Annotated in this window: 19 protein-coding genes; 6 read left to right on the forward strand and 13 right to left on the reverse strand. The window is 65.0% G+C overall.

Annotated features, from left to right (window positions below; translation table 11 throughout):
• Positions 1–12: 12 nt before the first annotated feature.
• Genes ACOIX3_RS03920 through ACOIX3_RS03930 form a run of 3 tightly spaced genes read right to left on the reverse strand, consistent with a single transcriptional unit; the run spans position 13 to position 4,918 of the window.
• A complete protein-coding gene (locus ACOIX3_RS03920) occupies positions 13–3,132 on the reverse strand; it encodes an efflux RND transporter permease subunit (RefSeq protein ID WP_420968478.1) in 3,120 nt (1,039 codons plus the stop codon).
• Positions 3,129–4,325 (reverse strand): efflux RND transporter periplasmic adaptor subunit, encoded by a 1,197-nt coding sequence (locus ACOIX3_RS03925; RefSeq protein WP_420968479.1) that lies wholly within the window; start codon positions 4,323–4,325, stop codon positions 3,129–3,131. Before ACOIX3_RS03925 ends, ACOIX3_RS03920 begins: the two co-directional genes overlap by 4 nt.
• Positions 4,322–4,918 carry a hypothetical protein gene (locus ACOIX3_RS03930; RefSeq protein ID WP_420968480.1) on the reverse strand — a complete coding sequence of 199 codons (597 nt, stop codon included), beginning with the start codon at positions 4,916–4,918 and terminating at the stop codon, positions 4,322–4,324. Before ACOIX3_RS03930 ends, ACOIX3_RS03925 begins: the two co-directional genes overlap by 4 nt.
• A 79-nt stretch (positions 4,919–4,997) precedes the next feature.
• On the opposite strand from ACOIX3_RS03930, the gene ACOIX3_RS03935 reads away from it, so the two are divergent.
• Entirely contained in the window at positions 4,998–5,897 is a 900-nt protein-coding gene (locus ACOIX3_RS03935) for a LysR family transcriptional regulator (protein ID WP_420968481.1), read from the forward strand.
• An 80-nt stretch (positions 5,898–5,977) separates the two neighbouring features.
• On the opposite strand, the gene ACOIX3_RS03940 is transcribed toward ACOIX3_RS03935, so the two are convergent.
• Both ACOIX3_RS03940 and ACOIX3_RS03945 read right to left on the reverse strand, forming a co-directional pair.
• Positions 5,978–7,582: a DHA2 family efflux MFS transporter permease subunit gene (locus ACOIX3_RS03940; protein WP_420968482.1), complete on the reverse strand. Its 1,605-nt coding sequence runs from the start codon at positions 7,580–7,582 to the stop codon at positions 5,978–5,980.
• Between the two features lie 15 nt (positions 7,583–7,597).
• Positions 7,598–8,860 carry an HlyD family secretion protein gene (locus ACOIX3_RS03945; protein ID WP_420968483.1) on the reverse strand — a complete coding sequence of 421 codons (1,263 nt, stop codon included), beginning with the start codon at positions 8,858–8,860 and terminating at the stop codon, positions 7,598–7,600.
• A gap of 203 nt (positions 8,861–9,063) precedes the next feature.
• Between ACOIX3_RS03945 and ACOIX3_RS03950 the strand changes: the two genes are divergently transcribed.
• Both ACOIX3_RS03950 and ACOIX3_RS03955 read left to right on the forward strand, forming a co-directional pair.
• On the forward strand, positions 9,064–9,789 hold the full coding sequence (locus tag ACOIX3_RS03950) for a TetR/AcrR family transcriptional regulator (RefSeq protein WP_420968484.1): 726 nt from the start codon (positions 9,064–9,066) through the stop codon (positions 9,787–9,789).
• Positions 9,790–9,943: 154 nt separating this feature from the next.
• Positions 9,944–10,768 (forward strand): outer membrane protein, encoded by an 825-nt coding sequence (locus tag ACOIX3_RS03955; protein WP_420968485.1) that lies wholly within the window; start codon positions 9,944–9,946, stop codon positions 10,766–10,768.
• 31 nt (positions 10,769–10,799) lie between these two features.
• Here ACOIX3_RS03955 and ACOIX3_RS03960 read toward each other — a convergent pair whose 3' ends face one another.
• From ACOIX3_RS03960 to ACOIX3_RS03980, 5 genes are all read right to left on the reverse strand, one after another.
• Complete coding sequence (locus ACOIX3_RS03960; protein WP_420968486.1) at positions 10,800–11,516, reverse strand: dihydrofolate reductase family protein; 717 nt, start codon at positions 11,514–11,516, stop codon at positions 10,800–10,802.
• Positions 11,517–11,673: 157 nt separating this feature from the next.
• Positions 11,674–12,270: a superoxide dismutase gene (locus ACOIX3_RS03965; protein WP_420971968.1), complete on the reverse strand. Its 597-nt coding sequence runs from the start codon at positions 12,268–12,270 to the stop codon at positions 11,674–11,676.
• Positions 12,271–12,451: 181 nt separating this feature from the next.
• Positions 12,452–12,790 carry a hypothetical protein gene (locus tag ACOIX3_RS03970; protein WP_420968487.1) on the reverse strand — a complete coding sequence of 113 codons (339 nt, stop codon included), beginning with the start codon at positions 12,788–12,790 and terminating at the stop codon, positions 12,452–12,454.
• Positions 12,791–12,848: 58 nt separating this feature from the next.
• Complete coding sequence (gene chrA, locus ACOIX3_RS03975) at positions 12,849–14,240, reverse strand: chromate efflux transporter (protein ID WP_420968488.1); 1,392 nt, start codon at positions 14,238–14,240, stop codon at positions 12,849–12,851.
• Positions 14,237–15,055 carry a chromate resistance protein ChrB domain-containing protein gene (locus ACOIX3_RS03980; protein WP_420968489.1) on the reverse strand — a complete coding sequence of 273 codons (819 nt, stop codon included), beginning with the start codon at positions 15,053–15,055 and terminating at the stop codon, positions 14,237–14,239. The genes chrA and ACOIX3_RS03980 overlap by 4 nt, the downstream gene beginning before the upstream one ends.
• Positions 15,056–15,311: 256 nt before the next feature.
• Here ACOIX3_RS03980 and ACOIX3_RS03985 point away from each other — a divergent pair, with 256 nt between their 5' ends.
• The 3 genes from ACOIX3_RS03985 (at position 15,312) to ACOIX3_RS03995 (ending at position 17,953) form a co-directional block, all read left to right on the forward strand.
• Complete coding sequence (locus ACOIX3_RS03985; RefSeq protein WP_194461113.1) at positions 15,312–15,590, forward strand: metal/formaldehyde-sensitive transcriptional repressor; 279 nt, start codon at positions 15,312–15,314, stop codon at positions 15,588–15,590.
• A 5-nt stretch (positions 15,591–15,595) separates the two neighbouring features.
• The gene (locus tag ACOIX3_RS03990) at positions 15,596–16,681 is read left to right on the forward strand and encodes a nickel/cobalt efflux transporter (RefSeq protein ID WP_420968491.1); all 1,086 of its coding nucleotides are present in this window, start codon (positions 15,596–15,598) and stop codon (positions 16,679–16,681) included.
• A 141-nt stretch (positions 16,682–16,822) separates the two neighbouring features.
• Positions 16,823–17,953: a Cj0069 family protein gene (locus tag ACOIX3_RS03995; protein ID WP_420968492.1), complete on the forward strand. Its 1,131-nt coding sequence runs from the start codon at positions 16,823–16,825 to the stop codon at positions 17,951–17,953.
• A gap of 334 nt (positions 17,954–18,287) precedes the next feature.
• Here ACOIX3_RS03995 and maiA read toward each other — a convergent pair whose 3' ends face one another.
• The 3 genes from maiA to metF all read right to left on the reverse strand — a co-directional run bounded on the left by maiA (position 18,288) and on the right by metF (position 24,043).
• Positions 18,288–18,947, reverse strand: coding sequence for a maleylacetoacetate isomerase (maiA, locus tag ACOIX3_RS04000; RefSeq protein ID WP_420968493.1), 660 nt, complete (start codon positions 18,945–18,947; stop codon positions 18,288–18,290).
• 300 nt (positions 18,948–19,247) lie between these two features.
• A complete protein-coding gene (metH, locus tag ACOIX3_RS04005) occupies positions 19,248–23,114 on the reverse strand; it encodes a methionine synthase (RefSeq protein WP_420968494.1) in 3,867 nt (1,288 codons plus the stop codon).
• Positions 23,115–23,128: 14 nt separating this feature from the next.
• Positions 23,129–24,043 carry a methylenetetrahydrofolate reductase [NAD(P)H] gene (metF, locus tag ACOIX3_RS04010; RefSeq protein WP_420968495.1) on the reverse strand — a complete coding sequence of 305 codons (915 nt, stop codon included), beginning with the start codon at positions 24,041–24,043 and terminating at the stop codon, positions 23,129–23,131.
• Positions 24,044–24,407 lie beyond the last annotated feature (364 nt).

Here is a 24,407-nt window from a genome sequence, read left to right on the forward strand (position 1 = left end):
CCGCGGCAACGCTCAGGTCGACAATGTCGGATGTGCCGCAGGCTCACCCGAACGGCGGCTGCGCATGCGGTTGATCCATTGGGTCAAGCCGTCGAGATAGATGTACACGACAGGCGTCGTGAACAGCGTCATCAGCTGCGAGACGATCAGTCCGCCGACGATCGCAAAGCCGAGCGGCTGGCGCAGCTCCGATCCGGTGCCGGTGCCGATCATCAGCGGAACGCCGCCGAGCATCGCGCACATCGTCGTCATCAGGATCGGGCGGAAGCGCGCCTTGCAGGCCATGTAGACCGACTGCTCGGCGGGGAGATGCTGGTGGCGTTCGGCCTCCAGCGCGAAATCGATCAGCATGATGCCGTTCTTCTGCACGATGCCGATCAGCAGGATGATGCCGACCAGCCCGATCACGTCGAGCCCAAAGCCGAAGGCCCACAGCGCCAGCAGTGCGCCGAGCCCGGCGGACGGCAGGGTCGAGAGGATCGTGATCGGATGGATCGTGCTCTCATAGAGCATGCCGAGGATCAGATAGACCGCAACCACTGCGGCGAAGATCAGGATCGGCGTCGACGCGAGCGCTGCCTGGAACGCCTGCGCATTGCCCTGGAAGCTGGTGACCACGGTCGAAGGCACGTGCAGGTCGGCGGTCGCCTTCTGGACCGCCGCGACCGCGGTCCCCACCGCCGTGCCCGGCGCCAGATTGAAGCTCAGCGTGACCGATGGAAACTGGCTCTGGTGGTTCACCGAGAGCGGCGCGGTGCCGTAATCGATGCTCGCGATCTGGCTCAGGGGCACCATCGTGCCTGCGGACGAGCGGACATAGATACGGTTGAGCGCATAGGGGCCGAGCTGGAACGACGGATCGACCTCGAGGATCACGTAGTAGGTGTTGAGCGTCGTGAACAGCTGGGCGACGTGACGCTGGCCGAATGAATCATACAGCGTGTTGTCCACCGCGGCCGGATCGATGCCGAGGCGGGAGGCCGCGTCACGGTCGATCTGCAGCTTGAGCTGACGCGCGGCGTTGGCCTGGTCGGTCGCAACGTCGGCCAGTTCCGGCAATGTCTTCAGCTTCTGATACAGCTTGCCGGCCCACAGATTGAGCTCGTCCTGGTTCACGTCGGTGAGCGTGAACTGATACTGCGTCTTGGACAGCCGGCTGGCGAGATTGATGTCCTGCGTCGCCTGCATGAACACCGACATCCCCTTGATCTTCTGCAACGCGGTGTCGAGCTGCCGGATCACCTGATCGGCGGAAGCATTGCGCTCGTTGCGCGGCTTCAGCAGCACGAACAGGCGGCCGTTGTTCTCGGTCACGGTCGGGCCGCCCGGCCCGATATACCCGGTCGCATTGGCAACCGAGGGGTTCTTTGCGATGATGTCGATGACACTGCGTTGCAGCGTCGCCATCTGCGCCGGCGAGATGTCCGCCGAGGCCTCGGTGATGCCGGTGATCATGCCGGTGTCTTGCTGCGGGAAGAAGCCCTTGGGGATGGCCACGAACAGCAGGCCGGTCACAACGACGCTTGCCAGCATGATCGACATGGTCGTGGCCTTGTAGCGCAACGCCTTGGCAAGCACGGTCTCGTACGCGGCCTGGATCGCAACGAAGCCGCGTTCCAGCGCGCGCGACACCGCCCCGGCATTGGCGCCCTGGTGCGGCGACAGCAGATAGGCGCACATCATCGGCGTCAGGGTCACCGAGACGATCACCGACACCACGATGGCAACGCACACCGTGACGGCGAACTCCTGGAACATGCGGCCGATCACCCCGCCCATCAGCAGCAGCGGAATGAACACCGCGATCAGCGAGACCGAGATCGAGATGATAGTGAAGCCGATCTCGCCGGCCCCCTTCAGAGCGGCCTGCATCGGAGAGAGACCTTCCTCGATATGCCGCGAGATGTTCTCGATCATCACGATGGCATCGTCGACGACGAAGCCGACGGCGATCGACAGACCCATCAGCGACAAATTGTCGAGGCTGTAGTTGAGCAGATACATCACGCCGAAGGTGCCGATCAGCGAGATCGGGACCGAGACCGCGGGGATGATGGTCGCCCACAGATTGCGCAGGAACAGGAAGATCACGCCGACCACCAGCGCAATGGTCAGCACCAAAGTGAGCTGAACGTCGGCGACGCTGGCGCGGATGGTCTGGGTGCGGTCGGAGGCGATCTGGACCTTGATGTCGGAGGGCAGGCTCGCCACCAGCTGCGGCAGCAGCTTCTTGATGCCGTCCACCGTGCTGATCACGTTGGCGCCGGGCTGGCGCTGGATCGCGAGGATGATCGCGGGCTTGTCGTTGTACCAGCCATGCAACGTGATGTCCTCGGCCGCCACCACGGCATGCCCGATATCGCGCAGGCGGACCGGTGCGCCGTTGCGATAGGCAATGATCAGATCGTCATACTTGCTCGCAACCAGCACCTGGTCATTGGTGGCGAGCGTGTAGGCCTGCTGGCTGCCGTAGAGCACGCCCTTGGGCTGGTTCACGGTGATGTTGCCGAGCGTGGTGCGCACTTGCTCGAGATCGAGCCCCGCGGCGGCGAGCTTGGCCGGATTGACCTGCACCCGGATCGAGGGCTTCTGCATGCCGCCGATGGTGACGAGCGAGACGCCCGGCACCTGCGACAACTTCTGCGCCAAAATGCTGTCGGCATAGTCGTCGACTTTGGTCAGCGGCTCGGTGTCCGACGTCAGCGCGATCAGCAGCACCGGCACGTCGGCCGGATTGACCTTGTGGAAGGTCGGCGGCGACGGCATCGTCTTGGGCAATTGCCCCGATGCCGCATCGATCGCGGTCTGCACGTCCTGCGCGGCCGCATCGACGCTGCGGTTCAGCGCGAATTGCAACGTGATCTGGGTGTTGCCGAGCCCGCTGCTCGAGCTCATGCCGGTGAGGCCGGCGATCTGGCCGAATTGTCGCTCCAGCGGCGTCGCGACCGAGGAGGCCATGGTCTGCGGATCGGCGCCGGGCAATTGCGCGGTGACCTGGATGGTTGGGGTGTCCACCGTCGGCAGCGCCGAAACCGGCAGCCGCACGAAGGCGATCATGCCGACCAGCACGATGGCGATGGCCAGAAAGGCGGTGGCGACGGGCTTGCGGATAAAACCTGCGGAGATGTTCATGGCAGCATGCCTGCGCTGGCGGTGGTTGCGTCCTGGACCTGGTCTTTCTTGTCATCGGGCACGATCTCGACCCTCGTCCCCGGATTGAGCCGGTACTGACCCGCGGTGACGACGGTCTCGTTCGCCGCGAGGCCCTGCTCGATCAGCACCTGTCTGTCGCGCGATTGACCGGTCGTGACATTGCGGATGCTGACGACGTTGTTCGCGCCGACCACATAGGCGAAGCTGCCATCCGGTCCCTGGCGCACCGCCGTCAGCGGCACGGTGAGCGCGTCGTGGCGAACCGCGATCGTCAGATGGACGTTGACGAAACTGCCGGGCCACAGCGTGTTGCCGGCATTGGGAAAGGACGCCTTCAGCTGCACCGTGCCGGTCGTGCTGTCGACCTGGTTGTTGATCAGCATCAGGCTGCCGTGGTCGAGCTTGCGCTTGTTCTGTGCATCATAGACGTCGACCGAGGCGTCTCCAGACGCCAGCGCCTGCCGCACGCCCGGGATCTCGCCGGACGGCAGCGTGAAGATCACCGCGATCGGCTGCAGCTGGGTGAGAACCACGAGCCCGTTGGTGTCGGTCGGGTGCACGATGTTGCCGGGATCGATGCGGCGGATGCCGGTGACGCCGTCGAACGGCGCGGTGATCGTGGCGAAGCTGAGCTGGGTCTGTGCGGCTTCCAGCGCCGCCTTGTCGAGCGCGACGGTGCCTTCGCCCTGCGTGACCTGCGAATCCTGGGTGTCGAGCAGTTGCTGGGTCGCAAAGCCGCGATTGGCGAGCGGCTGGGTTCGCGCCAGATTGGTCCGGGCGTTCTTCAGGCTCGCCTCGTCGCGCGCCAGCGCGGCCTCGGCCTGGTCGACCTGAGCCTCGTAGACCCGCGGATCGATCTTGGCGAGCACATCGCCGCGCTTCACCTGCTTGCCCTCGACGAAATCGACGCTGTCGAGCGTGCCCTGCACCTGGGTGCGTATGGTCGCCGTGTTGATCGGCGTCACCGTGCCCAGCCCTTCGAGCACGATCGGCACATCATGCTGCAGCACCTTCGCCGCCGTCACCGGAACGACGGACGTGGAGGTCGTCGACTGGGTCGCCGGTGGATGGTCCGTTGCACCGTCGGGCCGATGCACGGCATAGGCGCCGGCGCCGATTGCGGCGGCGGCCACCAGGCTCGCGCAAGCGATCTTGAAGGTCTTCGATTTCATTGATCACCAGCTCCATCGGTTGTCCGGCGGCCGATCGTTGCGACCAGCTCCAGGACAAAGGTTTCAGTTGCGCTCGCTGCGGCCGCTTCCGTTCCGCGGCCGGCGGTCAAATCGAGGTGGATGATGCGTGCGTCGAGGTCGGCGGCGCGCAACGCGCCGATCAGGCTGCCTTGCGGCGCATCGTCGTTGCGATGAACGACGAGCCGGATCGCGGTTACCGTCGGCACGATGTGAAACGGCAGGGCGTCGGAGGCGACGTCGATCGCGACAACGCCGCCGCAGTGCAGCGCGCCCCGTAGCGCCAGTTCGAGCATGCGCCGCGCGACCGATCCCTCGCCGAGCAGGATCAGCTGCCGCGGGATCATGCCGACGCGATCGAGCGCGGCGGCGACGCCGCTCAGGATGCCGGCATAGCTCGCTTCGCGGAGCTCGATCGGCAGCCATGTTGCCAGCGGCGTAAGCCGGCGCCAGCGCGCGAAGGTTTCGGGCACGGCGATGGACGTGGCATCGGGGGCGACCAGGACGCCGACCAGCACGCCCGTGGTGGCGCGACGGGGCCGGGCTGCGATTGCGCTGTGCGGGCTTTCGGACATGCCCGGAAGCTGGGCTTCAGCTCGATATTATTCAAATGAATTATCTTTATCCGCCAATTCATATCATGCATGATGGGGCATGCGGATGCGCAATCTCGATCTCAATCTCCTCTTGGTGTTCGACGCCGTCATGCGCGAGCGCAGCGTGGTGCGCGCGGCCGGCGCGCTTGCCATCAGCCAGCCCGCCGTGAGCCACGCGCTGAACCGGCTGCGTCATGCGCTGAAGGACCAGCTGTTCGTCCGCACGCCGTCGGGCATGCTGCCGACGCCGCGGGCGGAAGCGCTCGCGCTGCCGGTCCGCAAGGCGCTCAATGAGCTGCAACTCGCGGTCGAGGGGGATCGTTTCGATCCGGCGCAGGCGGAACGGCGCTTCACCATTGCCGTCAACAATTATGCCGCGGTGGTCGCGGCCGGTTCGATCATCGCAGCGGTGCGCGCGCAGGCGCCGAAAGTGCGGCTGACGCTGGTGCCGAGCGGGACGCTCAATCTCGCCGACAGGCTCGACCGCGCCGAGCTCGATCTCGCGATCTCCGCCCGCGCGCTGGAGGGCGAGCGCTTTGCCGCCTGCCGGTTGATCGAGGACCGCTTTGTCGCGGTGCTGCGGGCCGGTCACCCGGCCTTGCGAAAGAAGCTGACCGGCGAGACGCTGGTCGAGCTGCCGCACCTTGCGATCACCTCCAGCGGCGAAGATCTGGATTTCATCGATGCCTGGCTGCGGGCACGCAAGGCGAACCGCACCATTGCGTCAGATGTGCCGTATCTGTCCGCCGGCGCCGTCTTGGTGCAATCGAACATGGTCGCGATCCTCGGGCGCAAGCTCGCGCTCGAATTCCGCCGCGCTTATCCGATCGAGATGCGGGAGCTGCCGTTCGATGCATCGAAGCTGCAGAGCGTCATGAGCTGGCACCGCCGCTTCGACGATCTGCCGGCGCACCGCTGGCTGCGGGACACGATCATTGCCGCTACGCGCGGCATCTGATCTGCGTCGAGACGATCCCGAAACGATACGCCCGCGCCGATCCATGGCGCGGGCGTATCGCAGTTGACCTCCGCATTTCGTCAATGACCGACGGGGGCGGGGCCGCCGAGCTTGACCTTGCGCAAGGTCAGCGCCAGCGGGATCGCTGAGAGCGAGATCAGCATCAGGACCCAGAACGCATCCATGTAGGACAGGAACGAGGCCTGGGTCTGCACTTGCTGCCCGACCCACTGGATCGCCTGCTGGTGCGCCTGCGCCAGCGAGTTGCCCTGGGCGACGAAGAAGTCGGTGACCTGGTGCAGCGTGTCCTGATATTGCGGGCTCGACGGCGTCACCTGCTCCACCAGCCGGCTCTGGTGGAACTGCTGGCGATGGGTCAGCACGTTGGAGACGATCGAGACGCCGATCGAGCCGCCGGTGTTGCGCGCCGCGTTGATCAGCGCGGAGGCCTGGTCGGTCTTGTCGGGCGGAATGCCGTCATAGGACGCCGCCATGATCGGCACGAAGATCAGGGGCAGGCCGACACCGATCAGCATGCGTGAGCGCGCCATGAACCAGAAGCCGAGATCGGCATACACGTTGGTCATGCTGTACATCGAGGCGGCGATCACCAGCGCGCCGGCGACGATCAAATATTTCGGCTGCACCTTGGCGGCGAGCCGGCCGACCGCGAACATCATCACCATGGTGACCACGCCGCCGGGCGAGAGCACGAGGCCGGCCCAGGTCGCGGTGTAGCCGAAATCCTGCTGCACCAGCTGCGGCAGGAACTGGGTGGTCGCAAGCAGGATGGCGCCGGTCGCCAGCATCACCAGGAAGCAGGCGCCGAACTGCCGGGTCGCGACCATGCGCAGGTCGATCATCGGATTGCGGCGGGTCATCTCCCACGGGATCATCAGCACGAACGCCGCGGCGCTGATCGCTGCGAAGGTGATGATGAAGGGCGAACCGAACCAGTCGTCCTCGAGACCGCGGTCGAGCGTCACCTCGAGCGCGCCGAGGAAGGTTGCAACCAGTGCGAAGCCGATGAAGTCGAAGGTGTTGTTCTGCGGCTGCGCGGCCTTCTGCGCTCCTTTGGCCTTCGCGGGCTCCTGCAGCACCGCTGCGATCAGCGCGATCGCGAACACGCCGACCGGCGCGTTGATCAGGAAGCACCAGTGCCAGGACAGATTGTCGGACAGCCAGCCGCCGAGCGTCGGTCCGACCACCGGTGCCACCACCACGGCGATGCCGAACACCGCAAACGCCTGGCCGCGCTTGGCCGGCGGGAAGGCGTCGGCGAGGATCGACTGCGCGACCGGCACCATGCCGCCGCCGCCGAGGCCCTGCAGGATGCGGAACAGCAGCAGCGCGTTCAGATTGGGCGCGAAGCCGCACAGCACCGAACTCACCGTGAAGATGCCGAGGCAGATCAGGAAGAAGGTCTTGCGTCCGAGCGTTCTCGCGAGAAAGCCGGAGACGGTCAGGATGATGGCGTTGGACACCAGGTAGGTCGTGACCACCCAGGAGGCTTCGTCCTCGCTCACGCCCATGCCGCCCGCGATATAGGGCAGCGCGACGTTGGCGATGGTGGTGTCGAGCACCTCCATGAAGCTCGCGAGCGCAACCACGATGGCGATCAGCCAGGGGTTGACGGCGACGCTCGGAGTAGGAAGGCTTTTGGCATCGATTGCTGTTGCACTCATGACAGCCTCCCCGGATCAGAGCTTCTCAAGACGCTCGAGCAGCGATGGCGCGGGATTGATCCGCACCGTCGGGACGACGGACATGCCCGGGCCGAGCGCGACGTCGGTCGGCGGGTTGTCCATCACGATCTTGACCGGCACGCGCTGCACGATCTTGACGTAGTTGCCGGTGGCGTTCTGCGCCGGCAGCAGCGAGAACGCGGTGCCCGAACCCGGCTGCACGCTTTCGACGTGGCCCTTGATGGTGCGGCCGGGATAGGCGTCGATCTTCAGCGTCACCTTTTCGCCCGGACGCATCTGGTCGAGCTGGATCTCCTTGAAATTCGCGGTGACCCAGGTCTGGTCGGGCACGAACATCGTGAGGTTGGTGCCGGCCTGCGCGAACTGGCCGACGGCGGCCGAAAGGTTGACGACGCGGCCGGGCTGCGCGGCAGTCACCGTCGTATAGGACAGATTGAGTTGCGCCTGGTCGCGCTGCGCCTCGGCTTGCGCGAGGTTCGCGACCGCGCTCTTGCGCTGCGCCTTCAGCGATTCCACCTGGCGCTGCGCCAGGTTGAGCGTCGCCTGCGCGCTCAACAGGGACGCCTGCTGCTGATGCAGTTGCGAGGTGTACTGCTCGGAATTCTGCACGGTGCCATAGCCGGTCTGCTCCAGATGCTGGTAGCGCGTCGCCTGCTGCTGGGCGAAGGTCAGCGCCGCTTGGGCCTGGTCGACCTGGGCCTGGTTGGCTGATATCTGCGCCTGCTGCACGTCGAGCTGCGCATCGACATTCTGGATGCTGGCCTGTGCGGCGGCGACCTGCGCCTCGGCCTGTGCCAGCGCGACGCGATAGTCGCGGTCGTCGATGCGCGCGATCACGTCGCCGGCGGCGATGTGCTGGTTGTCCGTGACCGGAACCGCGGTGATGTAGCCGGAGACCTTTGGCGCCAGCGCGAACTGCCGCGCCGCGATGAAGGCGTCGTCGGTGGATTCGAAATGCCCGGTGTAGTCCATGTAGAGGGTGCCGCCGCCGAGCGTGGCGGCGAGCAGCACGGCGCCGATCGCGGAGACCACCGGACGGCGGCGCAGGAAGTCGCGCTTCTGTGGGGCGACTTCCGGCGGGACTGTCTCGGGCGGGGCGGGCTCTTTGCTTGCGGGGCGCTCCTGCGCCGGGGCCCGCGCGGTGACCTCCGGCCGCTCGGATGTGACGTTGGGCTCGTGTGCGGCCGGCGCCGAGGGCGAACCCTCGATGCCCTCGTGCCCTCCGTGGTCGCGCTCCAAAACCGTGTCTTCGAACATGATGGCTGCTCCTGCTGTCAGGCGAGGTCTGCAAGGCCTTCGCAAAAGGGAACGGTACCGTTCCGTTCTGTGCGGCAAATAGTCTCGTGGCAGCGCAGCGTCAATAGAAACGGAACTGTACCGTTCTATTTACAACTAGATGTGATAGGGCTATATTGCTTGATGTTGCCGGCCGGACCGGCCCATGGAACCGGGGAAGACTGATGACCACCAGTACCCTGAAGATGCCGCGGGCGCCCAAGACCAAGGCGGCGACCGGGCCGGCCGAAGTACGCGCGGGCCGGCCGCCAAAGGAATTGGCCGGCGAGGTCGATGCGCGCATCCTCGACGCCGCACGCAAGGTGTTCCTCGAGCGCGGCTTCGAAGGCGCCAGCATCGACGAGATCGCCGAGGCCGCGCGCTCCGGCAAGCGCACCATCTATGCGCGCTTCCGCGACAAGCGCGCGCTGTTCACCGAGGTGGTGACGCGGGACATCCTGGCACGCATCGCCGAGTTCAAGGCGGACGCGCCGCTCGGCGCGACAGTGGAGGAACGCCTCACCAGCGTCGCCTCGACCCTGTTGCACTGGGGCCTCGACGCCGACCGGATCGGCCTGATGCGGCTTGCGATCGCGGAGGCGCATCGCTTCCCGGATCTCGCCGCCACCGTCAACCGCAGGGCGCGCGCGCTCGCCACCGAGCTCGGCGTTCACCTGCTGCGCGACCTGACGCGATCCGACGAGCTCGGCAAGCTGCCGGCCTTCGCGCCGGAGCACCTGCCGACCACGGCGCGCCTGTTCCTCGACATCATCGCGGTACCGATGCTGCTCCGGGCTCTCTACGAAGTCGACTTGAAGGCGCTCGATCCCGAGCTCGACGAGCACGTCGCGCGCGGCGTCGCGTTCTTCGTCGCGGGGTGCAGGAGCGGCTACCGATTCGACGCCGATTGATTCCGGCCGGTCCACTCAACAGGTTGTGAGCGCGGACCGTTGCAACTTAGTCACAGGTCGCTGGAAAGAATAAAATTCGAATGAGACATGCTGTCGCATTCCTTCCTCTCATGGCAGAGACGTGCGTCGCTGGCTTGTGGCCAGCGCAAGGGGAATGGAAGTGCGTCGTTTTGCAATCGTTGGGACTGGCCTGCTCTTGATCACGGGGTTTGCAGGCGCGGTCTCAGCCGCTGACCTGCCGGAGCGCAACTGGACCAAGGCTCCGCCATTGGTAACTCCCGCGTACAATTGGTCCGGCTTCTATGCCGGCGTGAATGTGGGCGGCGGCTGGTATGATGGTGGGAATATCACATCCAGCAGCAATATCACGTCGCTGATCGCACCCGACAATATCGTTCGTATTCCCGTTTCGGACAGCAGCCAGTCAGGTGTCACTGCTGGTGGATTGCTCGGATACAATTATCAGTTGGGCAAGGTCGTCCTTGGGGTAGAAGCTGATTTCAACTATGCCGACCTGAATTCTTCCCGCGGTGGAAGCACGGTCGTCACTTTCTTTCATAGCCCCACGGAAAGCTTCAATTTTCAAACCACCAGCAAGATCGATTGGTTCGGCACCGTGCGGGGCCGCATCGGCTTTGTGCCGGCCGAGCGCTTGCTGATTTACGGGACAGGCGGCCTAGCCTATGGCGAGGTGAAGACCCATATCGCGAATTCGGAAGTTTTTTCCAATGGCTTTTCGCGGCTCTGGCTTGGCGATAACTCCGACGTCCGCGTCGGTTGGGCCGCCGGCGGCGGTCTCGAATATGCCTTCACCAATAACTGGACGCTGCGCGGCGAATATCTCTATGTCGATCTCGGCAGCAGCGGCGTTACGGCGACATTCCAGGGCGCGGACCCGCTGCAGAGCCAGATCCGCTACAACGCGAGCCGCGAGAACAGGTTCAGCGTTGCTCGCGCCGCGTTGAGCTACAAGTTCTGACACCGGCGCGAGCAAAGCGCGCTCGGATCGCTCAGCCTGGCGCGCGCTCCACCGCGTGGCGCAGCCACACCATGCCGCCTTCCAGCGTCTCGCAGTGGGTAAGCCGGAGCGACTGCCCGGCGCCGGGGCGGTCGCCGTCCGGGCCGTGATAGTCGACGATGCTCTGCGATCCCGCGACGCCGTCGACCGCTGGATGGATCAATGTGCTGAACTCGTCGATCAGTCCCTGTTTCAGGAACGCGCCATTGATCCCGCCGCCGCCTTCGAGCAGCAGCGTCTTGGCGCCGAACAGTGACGCGAGCTGCGCCATCGCGCTCGCCAGATCGTCGCCCTTGCGGCCTGCAAAGATGTAGGACGCGCCGTCCTCCCGCAACTCGGCAAGATGGCTGTCCGAGACCTGTTCGCCGAGCACCGCCACGGCGTGATCGCCGCCGACATTGTCCTTGCCGAAATGCACGCGGCCCGACGGATCGATGCCGATAGCGAGCTTGCGGCCGTTGCGATTGCCGAGATGCGGCTCGCGCGGCAGCTTCGGCGGGTTGGCGAACTGCCGCTCGGTTCCTTTGGCCATCTCGTTCATGGTGACGCGGCCGATGATCCAGCCATCGGCATTGAAGCCGTCATGGATCCTCTCATAGTGGGAGCGCAGCACGTCGGCCGGGATGCCGGCGGCCGGCTTGGTGAAGCGGCTGGGATGCAGCCGGCCGTCGATCGACGTGCCCATGTGGCAGATGATGTGGGGTCGCATAGACTAACTCTTCGGTGGAGCGGCGCGGTGACAGCGCCGGGGGAGGGGCAAGCTCTGATCTAGAATGGCGGAGGCACGTTCTCAATGCCGATAACGCAGCAGTGTTTGGCAACATGCCCGCCGAACGGGAACCGGCAGCACCGCTCCACGCCTCTCCTCACGTCTCCTTCGCGTATTGCTCGTAAAGCCGGGCTGCATTGTCCCAGCGAATGGCCTCCATGTAGACGTCGACATAGCGGGCCGCGGCGGCACCGAAGTCCATGTGATAGGCGTGCTCATACATGTCGAGCACGAGGACCGGACGGCCGCCGGCCAGCGTCGTCGTGTGATCCGCGGCCCATTGATTGACCAGCCGCTTGTCGCGGGGCGAGTAGGCGAGGATCACCCACCCCGAACCGCCACCTTCCGCCTTGCCCATCGCCGCGAATTCCGTCCGCCAGCGCTCCATGCTGCCGAAGTCGCGCGCAATCGCCTCGGCGAGCGCTCCGTTCGGTTTGCCGGCGCCGCCGAGTCCATCGAAATAGACTTCATGCAGGATCATCGAGTTCGCCGCGACCAGCTCCTCGCGCTTCAGGCCGTTGATCACAAAGTTCGGCGCCTTGGCGAAGTCGAGTTCGGCAAGCTGCGTGCCGATGGCATTCAGCCGCTTCACCGCACCGACGTAATTGTTCTCGTAGTGGCTGACGAGAATCTTCTCCGAGATGCCGGTGATCGATTTTGGGTCGAACGACATCGGCTTTGCCTGATAGGACATGGCCCTGGTTCCTGTCTGCTGGTTGGTTTCGGCGGCGGCTTGGTTGGCGCCCAGCACGACTGCCGATGCGGTGGCCGCGCCGACCGCGGTGATGAAGTTTCGGCGCTCGGTGTTGATGGTCATGGGTCCTCCTGATGTGAGCAATGCCGGTACGTTTGGATCTAAGGCGCAAAAGTTCGCGCTATTCCTTCGTGAGCCCGACGATGGTCCGGGATCCCGAGATGTCCTGCACCGAGAACGCGACGGGGTCGCCGAAACGGACGGCGTTGAACAGCAGGCCGTCCTGAACCTTGAACGGTTCGGTCCTGTCCGGTGCCAGGCGTATCCTGATCGTGTCGCTGCGTTCGTCGATGCTGTCGACGACGCCGCGCAGGGTCTCGGTCGTCGGCGGGTGGTTGGCAGCCGCCCCGGCCAATGCGACGGTGGCCTGCTGCTGCTCGCTGACGTCGGCGTAGGCGGGCATAGCGGTGCCCGCGATCGCCAGTGTCAGGATCAGGTAAAGGAATCTTCGTTCCTGCATGTTTGTTCTCCCGGTTGTGTTGTGCTGCCCCAGGTTCCTCGAGATGGCGTCGCTTCGTTCAGATCACGCCTGCCAGGCGCAACAGCACGCCCATGATGCAGGACGCGGCGAGGACGCTGAGCATCCCCACATTGAAGCGGAAGATCGCAATCGCTGCGGCTGCCGACAGCGCAAGCGCAGGCCAGTCGACGCTGCCAGGCACCGGCGCGTCGAACGACAGGCCGAACCCGTGCACCGGGAAGGTCTGCCGAAACAGCGTATGCAGCGCGAACCAGATCGACAGGTTGAGGATCACGCCGACCACGGCGGCGGTGATCGCCGAAAGCGCGCCCGCCAGCACCTTGTTGCCGCGCAGCGCTTCGATGTAGGGCGCGCCGACGAAGATCCACAGGAAGCACGGTGTGAACGTCACCCATGTCGCCAGCAACCCGCCGAGCGTGGCGGCAAGCATCGGCGACAGCCCGCTTGCCTCGCGGAACGCGGCCATGAAGCCCACGAACTGGACCACCATGATGAGCGGTCCGGGCGTGGTCTCGGCCATGCCGAGCCCGTCCAGCATCTCGCGCGGACTGACCCAGTGATAATATTCGGCGGCCTGCTGTGCGACATAGGCGAGCACGGCGTAGGCTCCGCCGAACGTCACCATCGCCATCTTGCTGAAGAAGATCGCGATCTGGGTGAACACGTCGCCGGGCCCCATGACGACGAGCAGCGCGAACACCGGAACCAGCCAGAGCGCGAGCCAGACGGCGCCGACACGCAAGGTGCGGGAGGCGTTGGGACGGACATGATCAGGTACCTCTTCGCCCAACATGCTGTCGATCACGGCGGAATTTTTCCCGCCATGTTCGACGGCGGCAAATTCGCTCCGGCCCAGGCGTGCGCCGATCAGTCCTGTGACGGCGGAAAGTCCGATGATCAGCGGAAACGGCACGGCGAAGAAGAAGATCGCGACAAAGGCGATGGCCGCGAGCGCGATCATCACCCGGTTGCGCAGTGCGCGTTTGCCGACCCGCACGACAGCCTGGATGACAATGGCAAGCACCGCGGCCTTCAGGCCGAAGAACAGAGCCTCTACAAACCCCACATTGCCGTACGCTGCGTAGACATAGCTGAGGCCCATGATGGCGAAGATGCCGGGCAGGATGAACAATCCGCCCGCCACGATGCCCCCAAGCGTCCGGTGCAGCAACCAACCGATATAGGTCGCGAGCTGCTGCGCTTCCGGTCCCGGCAGCAGCATGCAGTAGTTGAGGGCGTGCAGGAAACGCCCTTCCGAGATCCAGTTCTTCTCCTCGACCAGAATGCGATGCATCACCGCGATCTGGCCGGCCGGTCCGCCGAAGCTCAGGATGGCGACGCGCATCCAGACGAGCAGCGCCTCGTGAAATGAGATGCCGTGCGCGTGCTCCTGTCCGCGCGCCCTTGATGTTGTTGCGACGTCCGTCATGGCTTCACCTTGCTGGTCGGCCAGTTGTGCGTCTCCCGCGTCGCGTCGCGGCACCAGCGATAGAAGGCGTCGTAGAGCAACATGCCGGCGCTCAATTGTTCGAGGTCGTCGTCGAACATGCGCGATAGGCCGAGCGAGGCGGCGAGCAGCCCCGCCGCCTCCGGCGAAAGGTCGAGCCGCGCGGTATCCGCGGCCCGCACCATCGTCGCGAGCCGCTCCAGTGCGGGCGTCGACAGGCCGAACTCCCTGACCATCACGTCGAAGGTGCAGAGCTCGCCGCGATGGCTCCAGAACACGCTCTCGATATCGAACGGCGTGGCGTCGAAGCGCTCGGCGACGGCCTCGACTTCCGCTGATGTGACGAATAGGAACACGGCCGCGGGATCGACAAAGCGGCGGATCAGCCACGGGCAGGCGATGCGATCGATCTTCGGCCGCGCTCGCGTCACCCAGACGGTGCGGCCGCGCCCGTCGCGTTTCGGAATCCTGTCGGCGGGAACAGTGGGAAGCTCCGCGGCCTTCCAGGCGAGGTGGCCGCCCTCGAGAACTTCGGCAGCAATGTTGCCGCACCGGAGCCAGGCGGCGGTGCCTTCGCTGAGCTTCTGTCCCTTCTGGCAGATCACGACCACGGACTGGCCGGAAAGGCGGGGAGCCCAGTCCTGGACTTCGAGATGGGAGTGCCTGATGGCGCCCGGGATCAAGCGCGGATCGGCGGTGAAATCCTCATCGATACGGACGTCGACGAGAGTCGGCGCTTTGGCGGTACCGATGAGACGAGACAGTTTTTCGGATGAGATCGATGTGTATGACGACATGGTGCGCCCTTGGTGACAGGACGCGATTCTTGGGCATGTCGCCTCGCGGGGAGATCGCACATCCCCGTGACGTCAATAAAAGACTTATGCCGGTTGCTGTCAACCGCTCCGCTGGATCGACGGATCACCAAGAATTCACAGTCGATGACAGGAACAATCTCGCCGCCGTCATCTCAGTCGCGCCGTTTCCCGATGCCGTCCAAAGGGGGTCGACAGCCCTATTGACCAATATAGGGTACCCCCCTATATTATCGTCGTGTCGCACACCATCAAGCACAAGTCCAAGCTCGTCGGCCGGGTTCGCCGCATCAAGGGTCAGCTCGAGGCCGTCGAGCGGGCGCTGGAGTCCGAGATCGGCTGTGCCGACGTGTTGATGCTGGTGGCCTCGGTTCGCGGCGCAATCAACGGCCTCACCGCGGAGCTGCTCGAGGATCACATCCGCCATCACGTGGTGGATCCAGCCCGGGAGAAGGATCCCGAGAGAGCGCAGGGCGCGGCTGATCTGATCGATGTCGTTCGTACCTATTTGAAGTGAAGCAAATGACCGATCTGTCCCAGCTGCTCCAGCAGAGCAGCGCGCATGCATGGCTGTTCATCCCCAGTGCGATCCTGCTCGGCGCGTTGCATGGCCTCGAGCCCGGCCACTCCAAGACGATGATGGCGGCCTTCATCGTCGCCATCCGCGGCACCGTGGCGCAGGCGGTGCTGCTCGGCCTGTCGGCCACGATCTCGCACACGGCCATCGTCTGGATCATCGCGCTGGCGGGGCTGCATTTCGGCCAGCAATGGTCCGGCGAACGCAGCGAAGCCTGGCTGCAACTGGCCTCAGCGGCGATCATCATTTCGATCGCAGCTTGGATGGCCTGGCGCACCTGGCGCGAGCAGAATTCGGAGCACGACCATCACCATGATCACGATCATGATCACCACCATCACGACGAAACGCGGCAATTGACCCTGGCCGGGCAACCGCTGTCGCTCGAAGTCTTCGAGGACGGCGTGCCGCCGCGCTGGCGGTTGCGCAGCGAGGCCGGGGCGCTTCCGGCAGCCGGCGAGGTCTATGTCGTGACGATCCGTCCCGACGGCAGCGAGCAGCAGTTCCGCTTCGCCGCGCGGGATGGCTATCTGGAAAGCATCGATGAAATTCCGGAGCCGCATGCCTTCAAGGCCCGCGTGTCGGTGCGCGCGGACATTGCGGAAGTCCTGTTCGAGGAGCATGACCATGCGCATATGGATCTCGGCGATGCCGACGATGCGCATGCGCGCGCGCACGCTGCCGACATCCGCAAGCGCTTTGCCGGACGGACCGTCACGACGTGGCAGATCATTCTGTTCGGCCTGACTGGTGGGCTCATTCCGTGTCCGGCGGCGATCACCGTGCTGCTGCTCTGCCTTCAGCTCAGGCAGTTCAGCCTCGGCTTCGTGCTGGTGCTCTGCTTCGGCATCGGGCTTGCGATCACAATGGTCTCGGTCGGCGTCGCGGCGGCGCTCAGTCTGCGTCATGTCGAGCGCCATTGGGGTGGCTTCAGCCGCTTTGCCCAACGCGCCCCCTACGTGTCGGCTGCGCTGATCGTGTTGGTCGGCCTCTACACGGGTTGGCTGGGATTGCACGGGATTACGGCCTGATCCCGGATCACGATATGATCCCACTTCCATCTTGAAACCTGCGCGAGGTGGTCTAGAGTTGCTGCCAAGGGGACAAGGCAGACTCCCCGTGAGACCTCGGTCCAAGCTCTGCGCGACACTCAACCGTCGTGGAGCTTTCATATGGACACCGAACCACACACATCCCGTCGTTCCAAAATCGCCATCCTGTGGCGTGGCGATGCCGCGTCGCGCCGGGAGGCGACCCCACAAAACAGCCGTTTCGTTCGCGTCTTCGACGCGCTTGCAGCTTCCGGCATCGACGCTTTTCCCGTCGTCTATGATGAGGCCGTCGCCGATCTCGTCCGCGACCAATTGCTGACTGCGGACGGCGTTCTCGTCTGGGTCGATCCGATCCATCAGGGCAAGACGCGCGCGGCGCTCGATCCGCTGCTGCGCGAGGTCGCGATGAAACGTCCCTGGGTCAGCGCACATCCCGACATCATCCTCAAGATGGGCGTCAAGGACGTGCTCTATCGGACGCGTCATCTGGGCTGGGGCGCCGACACGCATCGATACGCGACCGCGGAGGCCTTCCGTGCCGAATTCCCGTCGCGTCTTCGCGCAGCCGGGCCGCGCGTGCTCAAGCAGAACCGTGGCAATGGCGGGCAGGGCGTCTGGAAGGTGGAAGCCTTGAAGGTGGAAGGTTTGCCGAATGCGGATGCGACCGTCCGCGTGCTCCACGCGCTGCGCGGCAGCCGGCCCGAGGAGCTGCCGCTGGACGCTTTCATGGCGCGCTGCGAGCCGTATTTCGGTTGGGGCGGCTGCATCATCGATCAGGCATTCCAGCCGCGCCTGCCCGAGGGCATGATCCGTTGCTATGTCAGCGGATCGAAGGTCGCGGGCTTCGGACACCAGCTGATCAAGGCTTTGATCCCGCCGCCGCCGCAAGGTCCGGACTCACCGGATGCTCAACCCGGACCGCGCATCATGCACGGTCCTGATGCCGCACAGTTCCAGACGCTGCGGCGGCTGATGGAAGACGAATGGATTCCGGGGTTGATGGCGGCGCTGACGATCGATGAAGCGTCGTTGCCGGTGATCTGGGATGCGGACTTCCTCTACGGTCCGCGCGATGCCGACGGCGCCGATAGCTATGTGCTCTGCGAGATCAACGCGAGCTCGTGCTTTGCGATTCCCGACGAGGCGCCGGCGGCGATCGCGCGGACGGTCATGTCGCGAGAATGCGGTTGTATGACTCACAAGCCGCGCCACGACACTCACCGTCGTCCCGGCGAAGGCCGGGACCCATAACCACGAATGACTATCGTTGCGCGACGCGGAACAACGAGTCCCTCTCACAACAGCTGCTGCGGCGTATGGGTCCCGGCCTTCGCCGGGACGACGCCTGGAGGGCGCTGTGGCATCGCGACTCAAGCACTGGCGCCTCTGGAATACTGGATCACCCGCATGCGCGGGTGATGACACTGAATGTCTGTTTGGCAACTGAATCAGCTGCGAGTCCCGTCAACCTGAGGTGCGAGCGGAGCGAGCCTCGAAGGATGAATCGGCCACCAGCGGGGCCGTCGATCCTTCGAGACGCGCGCAAGTGCGCGCTCCTCAGGATGACGGGAATGCTAGCGACGCACTACTTCGCCCGCATCCCCTCAGGCGTATCCGGCTGCGCGGAGGGATGCGCCTTGGCGAACGCCGGCAGCGCCATCGCGGTGTCGTGGATGCGCTTCACGGTCGGCCAGGGCGACAGGCTGATCTGCTGGTTGATCGCCGCGGTGACATGGCCGACCAGGCAGATATCGGCGAGGGTCGGCGCATCGCCGTGACAGAACTGGCCGGTTGCCTTGTCGCTGGCGAGGTGGCCCTCGAGCGCCGCCAGCGTCTCGACAGTCCAGTGCCGCCGCCAGGCGTTCTGCTGGCTGTCGCGCAGATCGAGTTCGCGGTCGAGATAGCGGCGCACCCGTGGCGTCAGCAGCGGATGGCCCTCGCAGGCGACGATCAGCGCAAGCCCGCGCACCCGGGCGCGGCCGAGCGGATCCGGTGGCAGCAGCGGCGGGCTCGGATAGGTCTCGTCGAGATAGTCGATGATCGCGAGCGACTGGAACAGCACCGTGCCGTCGTCGATAACCAGCGCCGGCAGCGCCATCTGCGGATTGATCTTGCGATAGGCATCGGCGCGATGCGCGTCCGCATCGATGTCGACGAACACGACCTCCGCCGGAACGCCCTTCAGATTGAGCGCAATCCGCACCCGAAAGCTCGCCAGCGATCGCCAGAAGGAGAAGAATTGCATGGGGCGAACTCCTCATGTCATGCCCGGGCTTGACCCGGGCATCCATCGATCTTCGCGAGAATCTTGAAGATGGATCGCCGGGTCAAGCCCGGCGATGACACGTGTCGGAGAGGCAATGATGCTCCACCCTCCCCTGGAGGGGGAGGGGCGTATCGCATCGCGCGGAGCGATGCGATACGGGGTGGGGTGACGGTCTCTCCGTTGAAGCGGTGCCCGAGTGGAGGGATCACCCCACCCCGGTGCGCATTCCGCTTCGCTCCATGTGCACCGACCCTCCCCCTGCAGGGGAGGGTGGAAGAGCTACCCCGCACCCACCTTCTTCTTCCGCCAGGCCAAGTGCACCGCGCAGGTGCAGCCCTGCGGATGCGAGGCCAGTTCCCGAGACTCCTCGTCGTTGGCGGGCGTCGCGGCGGGCGCGATCGCCTGGCCCTTCGCGCCGTCCTGCGAGGGGATGTAGTTCAGCACCGGCGCCAGCCAGCGCTCGACCTCGGCGACCGTCATGGCCTTGCGCGCGGCATAGTCCTCGACCTGGTCGCGCTCGATCTTGCCGACGCCGAAATAGAAGCTTTCGGGATGCGAGAAATACAGGCCCGAAACCGACGAGCCCGGCCACATCGCGTAGCTCTCGGTCAGCTTCACGCCGGACGTGTTCTCGGCATCGAGCAGCGCGAACAGCGTCCGCTTCTCGGTGTGGTCGGGCTGCGCCGGATAGCCGGGCGCGGGGCGGATGCCGTCATACTTCTCGAGGATCAATTCGTCCGGCGACGAGGCCTCGTCGGGCGCATAGCCCCAGAACTCCTTGCGCACGCGCTGGTGCATGCGCTCGGCAAAGGCTTCCGCCAGGCGATCGGCCAGCGCCTTGCACAGGATCGAGGAGTAGTCGTCATTGGCGTTCTTGAAGCGGTCGGCGACCGCATCCTCGCCGATCCCCGCCGTGACGACGAAGCCGCCGATATAGTCGGGCACGCCGGTTTCCTTTGGCGCGACGAAGTCGGACAGCGCGGCGTTGAAGCGGCCCTCGCGCTTCTCGAGCTGCTGGCGCAGCGTGTGGAAGGTCGCGATCTTCTGCTTCCGCGTCTCGTCGGCATAGACCTCGACGTCGTCGCCGACGGCATTCGCCGGCCAGAAGCCGATCGTGGCCCGCGCAGTGAACCACTTCTCCTGGATGATCGTGTCCAGCATCTTGCGCGCGTCGGCATAGAGCGAGCGGGCGACTTCGCCGACCTTGGGGTCGTCGAGGATCGCGGGGAAGCGGCCGGTCAGCTCCCAGGTCTGGAAGAACGGCGTCCAGTCGATGTAATCGGCGAGCTCGGCGAGATCGTAGGCGTCAAAACTCTTCAGCCCGAAGAAGGCCGGCTTCTTCGGCGGCACTGCGGCAAAGTCGATCGCGACCTTGTTGGCGCGGGCGTGGTCGAGCTTCAGCCGCTTCTTGTCGGCCTGGGCGCGGAAATGCGCCGTCGAGATCTTTGCGTATTCGGCGCGCACCTCGGCGGCATAGGCCTGCTTCTTCTCGGCCGACAGCAGCGAGGAGGCGACGCCGACCGCGCGGCTCGCGTCGTTGACATGCACGACCGGGCCGCCCGGATAGTTCGGGTCGATCTTCACGGCCGTATGCACGCGGCTGGTGGTGGCGCCACCGATCAGGAGAGGCAGGTTCATGCCCTGCCGTTGCAGCTCGCCGGCGAGGAAGCTCATCTCGTCGAGCGAGGGCGTGATCAGGCCGGACAAGCCGATGATGTCGGCGCCCTCGGCCTTCGCGGTCTCGATGATCTTGTTGGCAGGCACCATGACGCCGAGGTCGATGACCTCGAAATTGTTGCACTGGAGCACGATGCCGACGATGTTCTTGCCGATGTCGTGGACATCGCCCTTCACCGTCGCGAGCACGATCTTGCCCGCGGCGTTGCGGCCATCGCTGGCGACGCCATTGGCGCGGTTGCGTGCCTTCTCCTCCTCCATGAACGGCATCAGATAGGCGACCGCCTGCTTCATCACGCGGGCCGACTTCACGACCTGCGGCAGGAACATCTTGCCGTCGCCGAAGAGGTCGCCGACCACATTCATGCCGGCCATCAGCGGCCCCTCGATGACGTCGAGCGGACGGGACGTGTTCTGGCGGGCGGCCTCGGTGTCGGCCTCGATGAACTCGGTGATGCCGTGCACCAGCGCGTGCGACAGCCGCTTCTCGACCGGCCATTCGCGCCAGGCGAGATCCTGCTCCTTGGTCTGCTTCTCCTTGCCGCGGAATTTCTCGGCAAGCGCCAGCAGCCGCTCGGAGGCGCCCGGGTCGCGATTGAGGATCACATCCTCGCAGGTCTGGCGCAGCTCGGGGTCGATGTCGTCATAGACGATCATCTGCCCGGCGTTGACGATACCCATGTCCATGCCGGCATGGATCGCATGATACAGGAACACCGAGTGCATCGCCTCGCGCACCGGCTCGTTGCCGCGGAACGAGAACGACAAATTGGAGACGCCGCCGGAGATGTGGGCACCCGGCAGGTTCTGGCGGATCCAGCGCGTCGCCTCGATGAAGTCGACGCCGTAATTGTTGTGCTCCTCGAGGCCGGTCGCGATCGCGAAGATGTTCGGATCGAAGATGATGTCCTCGGGCGGGAAGTCGAGCCGGTTGACCAGGATGTCGTAGGCGCGCTTGCAGATCTCGGTCTTGCGCGCGAACGTGTCGGCCTGGCCGGTCTCGTCGAACGCCATCACCACCACGGCGGCGCCGTGACGCTTGGCGACGGTTGCCTCGTGCAGGAACTTGTCCTCGCCTTCCTTCATCGAGATCGAGTTCACGATCGGCTTGCCCTGGATGCACTTCAGGCCGGCCTCGATGACGTGGAATTTCGAGGAGTCGACCATCACGGGCACGCGTGCGATGTCGGGCTCGGCGGCGACGAGGTTGAGGAACGTCACCATCGCCGCTTCGGAGTCGAGCAGGCCCTCGTCCATGTTGACGTCGATGACCTGGGCGCCGTTCTCGACCTGGTCGCGTGCGACCTGAAGTGCGGCGGTGTAGTCGCCCGCAGTGATCAGCTTGCGGAAGCGCGCCGAGCCGGTGACGTTGGTGCGTTCGCCGACGTTCACGAACGGAATTGCGTCGGTCAGCGTGAACGGCTCGAGGCCCGAGAGCTTGAGCCGCGGTTCGATCTCGGGCACCACGCGCGGCTTGTGCGGGGCCACAGCCCTGGCGATCGCCGCGATATGGTCGGGCGTGGTGCCGCAGCAGCCGCCGACGATGTTGACGAGGCCGGCGGCGGCGAACTCGCCGATCAGCCGCGCCATGTAGTCCGGCGTCTCGTCATACTGGCCGAACTCGTTGGGCAGGCCGGCGTTGGGGTAAGCGCAGACCAGCGTGTCGGCGACGCGGCCGATATCGGCGATGTGCGCGCGCAGATCCTCGGCGCCAAGCGCACAGTTGAAGCCGATCGTGATCGGCCTCGCGTGCCGCACCGAATGCCAGAACGCCTCCGGCAACTGCCCGGAGAGCAGGCGGCCGGACTTGTCGGTGATGGTGCCGGAAATCATCACGGGCACGTCGATGCCGCGCTCCTCGATGAGCTCGGCGATCGCGTACAGCGCCGCCTTGGCGTTCAGCGTGTCGAAGATGGTCTCGACCAGCAGCAGGTCGGCACCGCCGTCGAGCAGGCCCTTGGCCTGTTCACCATAGGCCTTGCGCAGATCGTCGAAGGTCACCGCGCGATAGCCGGGATTGGAGACGTCAGGCGAGATCGAGGCGGTGCGGTTGGTCGGGCCAAGCGCGCCGGCGACGAAGCGCTGCTTGCCGTCCTCGGCGCTCACCCGCTCCGCGGCCGCACGCGCGAGCCGCGCGCCCTGCAGGTTGAGCTCATAGGCGAGGTCCGACATGTCGTAGTCGGCCTGTGCGATCGAGGTGGAGGAGAAGGTGTTGGTCGCGACGATATCGGCGCCGGCACGCAGGTAGGCGGCGTGGATGTCCGTGATCGCCTCAGCCTGGGTCAGGATCAGGAGGTCGTTGTTGCCCTTGATGTCGCGGTGGAAGTCCTTGAAGCGTTCGCCACGGAAGGCGGCTTCGTCGAACTGCAGGCCCTGGATCATCGTGCCCATGGCGCCGTCGAGCACCAGGATGCGCTCGCGGGCAGCCGCGAGCAAAGCGTTACGCTTGGGAGAAACGGGAACGGACATCGATTGCTTTCTGGTCAGGCAGCTTTTTGGGCACCGGTCGGCCGGATGCCGAGCAGGTGGCTGATCGCGAACACGAGGTCCGCGCGGTTCATGGTGTAGAAGTGGAAGGTGTCGACGCCGTGCTTGAACAGCTTCTGCACTTGGCCGGCGGCGACGGTGGCGGCGACCAGCTTGCGGGTCTCGGCGTCGTTATCGAGGCCCTCGAACTTCTCGGCGAGCCAGTCCGGCACGCTGGTGCCGGCGCGCGTGACGAAATTGCGGGCCTGCTTGAAATTGTGCATCGGCATGATGCCCGGCACGATCGGAATCTCGATGCCGCGTGCGCGCACCCGGTCGACGTAGCGGTGATAGAGGTCGTTGTCGAAGAACACCTGGGTGATCGCGCGCGTCGCGCCGGCGTCGACCTTGGCCTTCAGCGTGTCGATGTCGGCGTCGAAATCGGTGGCCTCCGGATGCTTCTCGGGATAGGCGGACACCGAGATCTCGATGTCGGCGTGGCGCTTCTTGATGGCGGCGACGAGCTCGGCGGAGCTCTGGTAGCCGTCGGGATGGGTGAAGTAGGGTGTGCCGATGCCGCCGGGCGGATCGCCGCGCAGCGCCACGATATGGCGGACGCCGACCTCATGGTAGCGGTCGACGATCTCGTCGATCTCGCCGCGCGAGGCACTGACGCAGGTCAGATGCGCGGCCGGCAGCAGATCGGTCTCGCGGAGGATGCGGCTGATGGTGGAATGGGTGCGCTCGCGGGTCGAACCGCCGGCGCCATAGGTGACCGAGACGAAGTTCGGCGTCAGCGGCGCCAGGCGATTGATGGTCTCCCAGAGACTGCGCTCCATCTCCTCGGTCTTCGGCGGGAAGAACTCGAAGGAGATTTTCGGCACTTTCGGCGCGCGCTGCCCGTTCGGCAGGGAGGAAATGGTCTCGGTCATGATACGCAAGGGCTCCGCAACTGGAGGTCAGATGTCCGGCCTGGATATGGAGGCTCTAAGATAGGCGAAACCGGTGGGCTGAAACAGCCCATTGGATATGGGAAATTGCCCATTGACGCCGAAGATACGGCAAAAATGAGCGATCTGGAACGAGCGGTGGGCTGCGCCTTCAATCGGCGAAGAGTGGGTTTATTGCATTGAATTATATAGATAAAAATCTAACTTCGCAACCGGTTGGATGTTCGGACCGGCTGTGGGCAAGGCGACATGTCAACGAATCTTTGTATTTCGTCCCAAGGGCTGCGGTGACCGGCACCGAATTTCCATTGCGGGACTGCTCTGCGCGGCCGGCGTCTTTGTCGCC

Source organism: Bradyrhizobium sp. B120, from assembly GCF_049075665.1.
Lineage (GTDB): Bacteria > Pseudomonadota > Alphaproteobacteria > Rhizobiales > Xanthobacteraceae > Bradyrhizobium.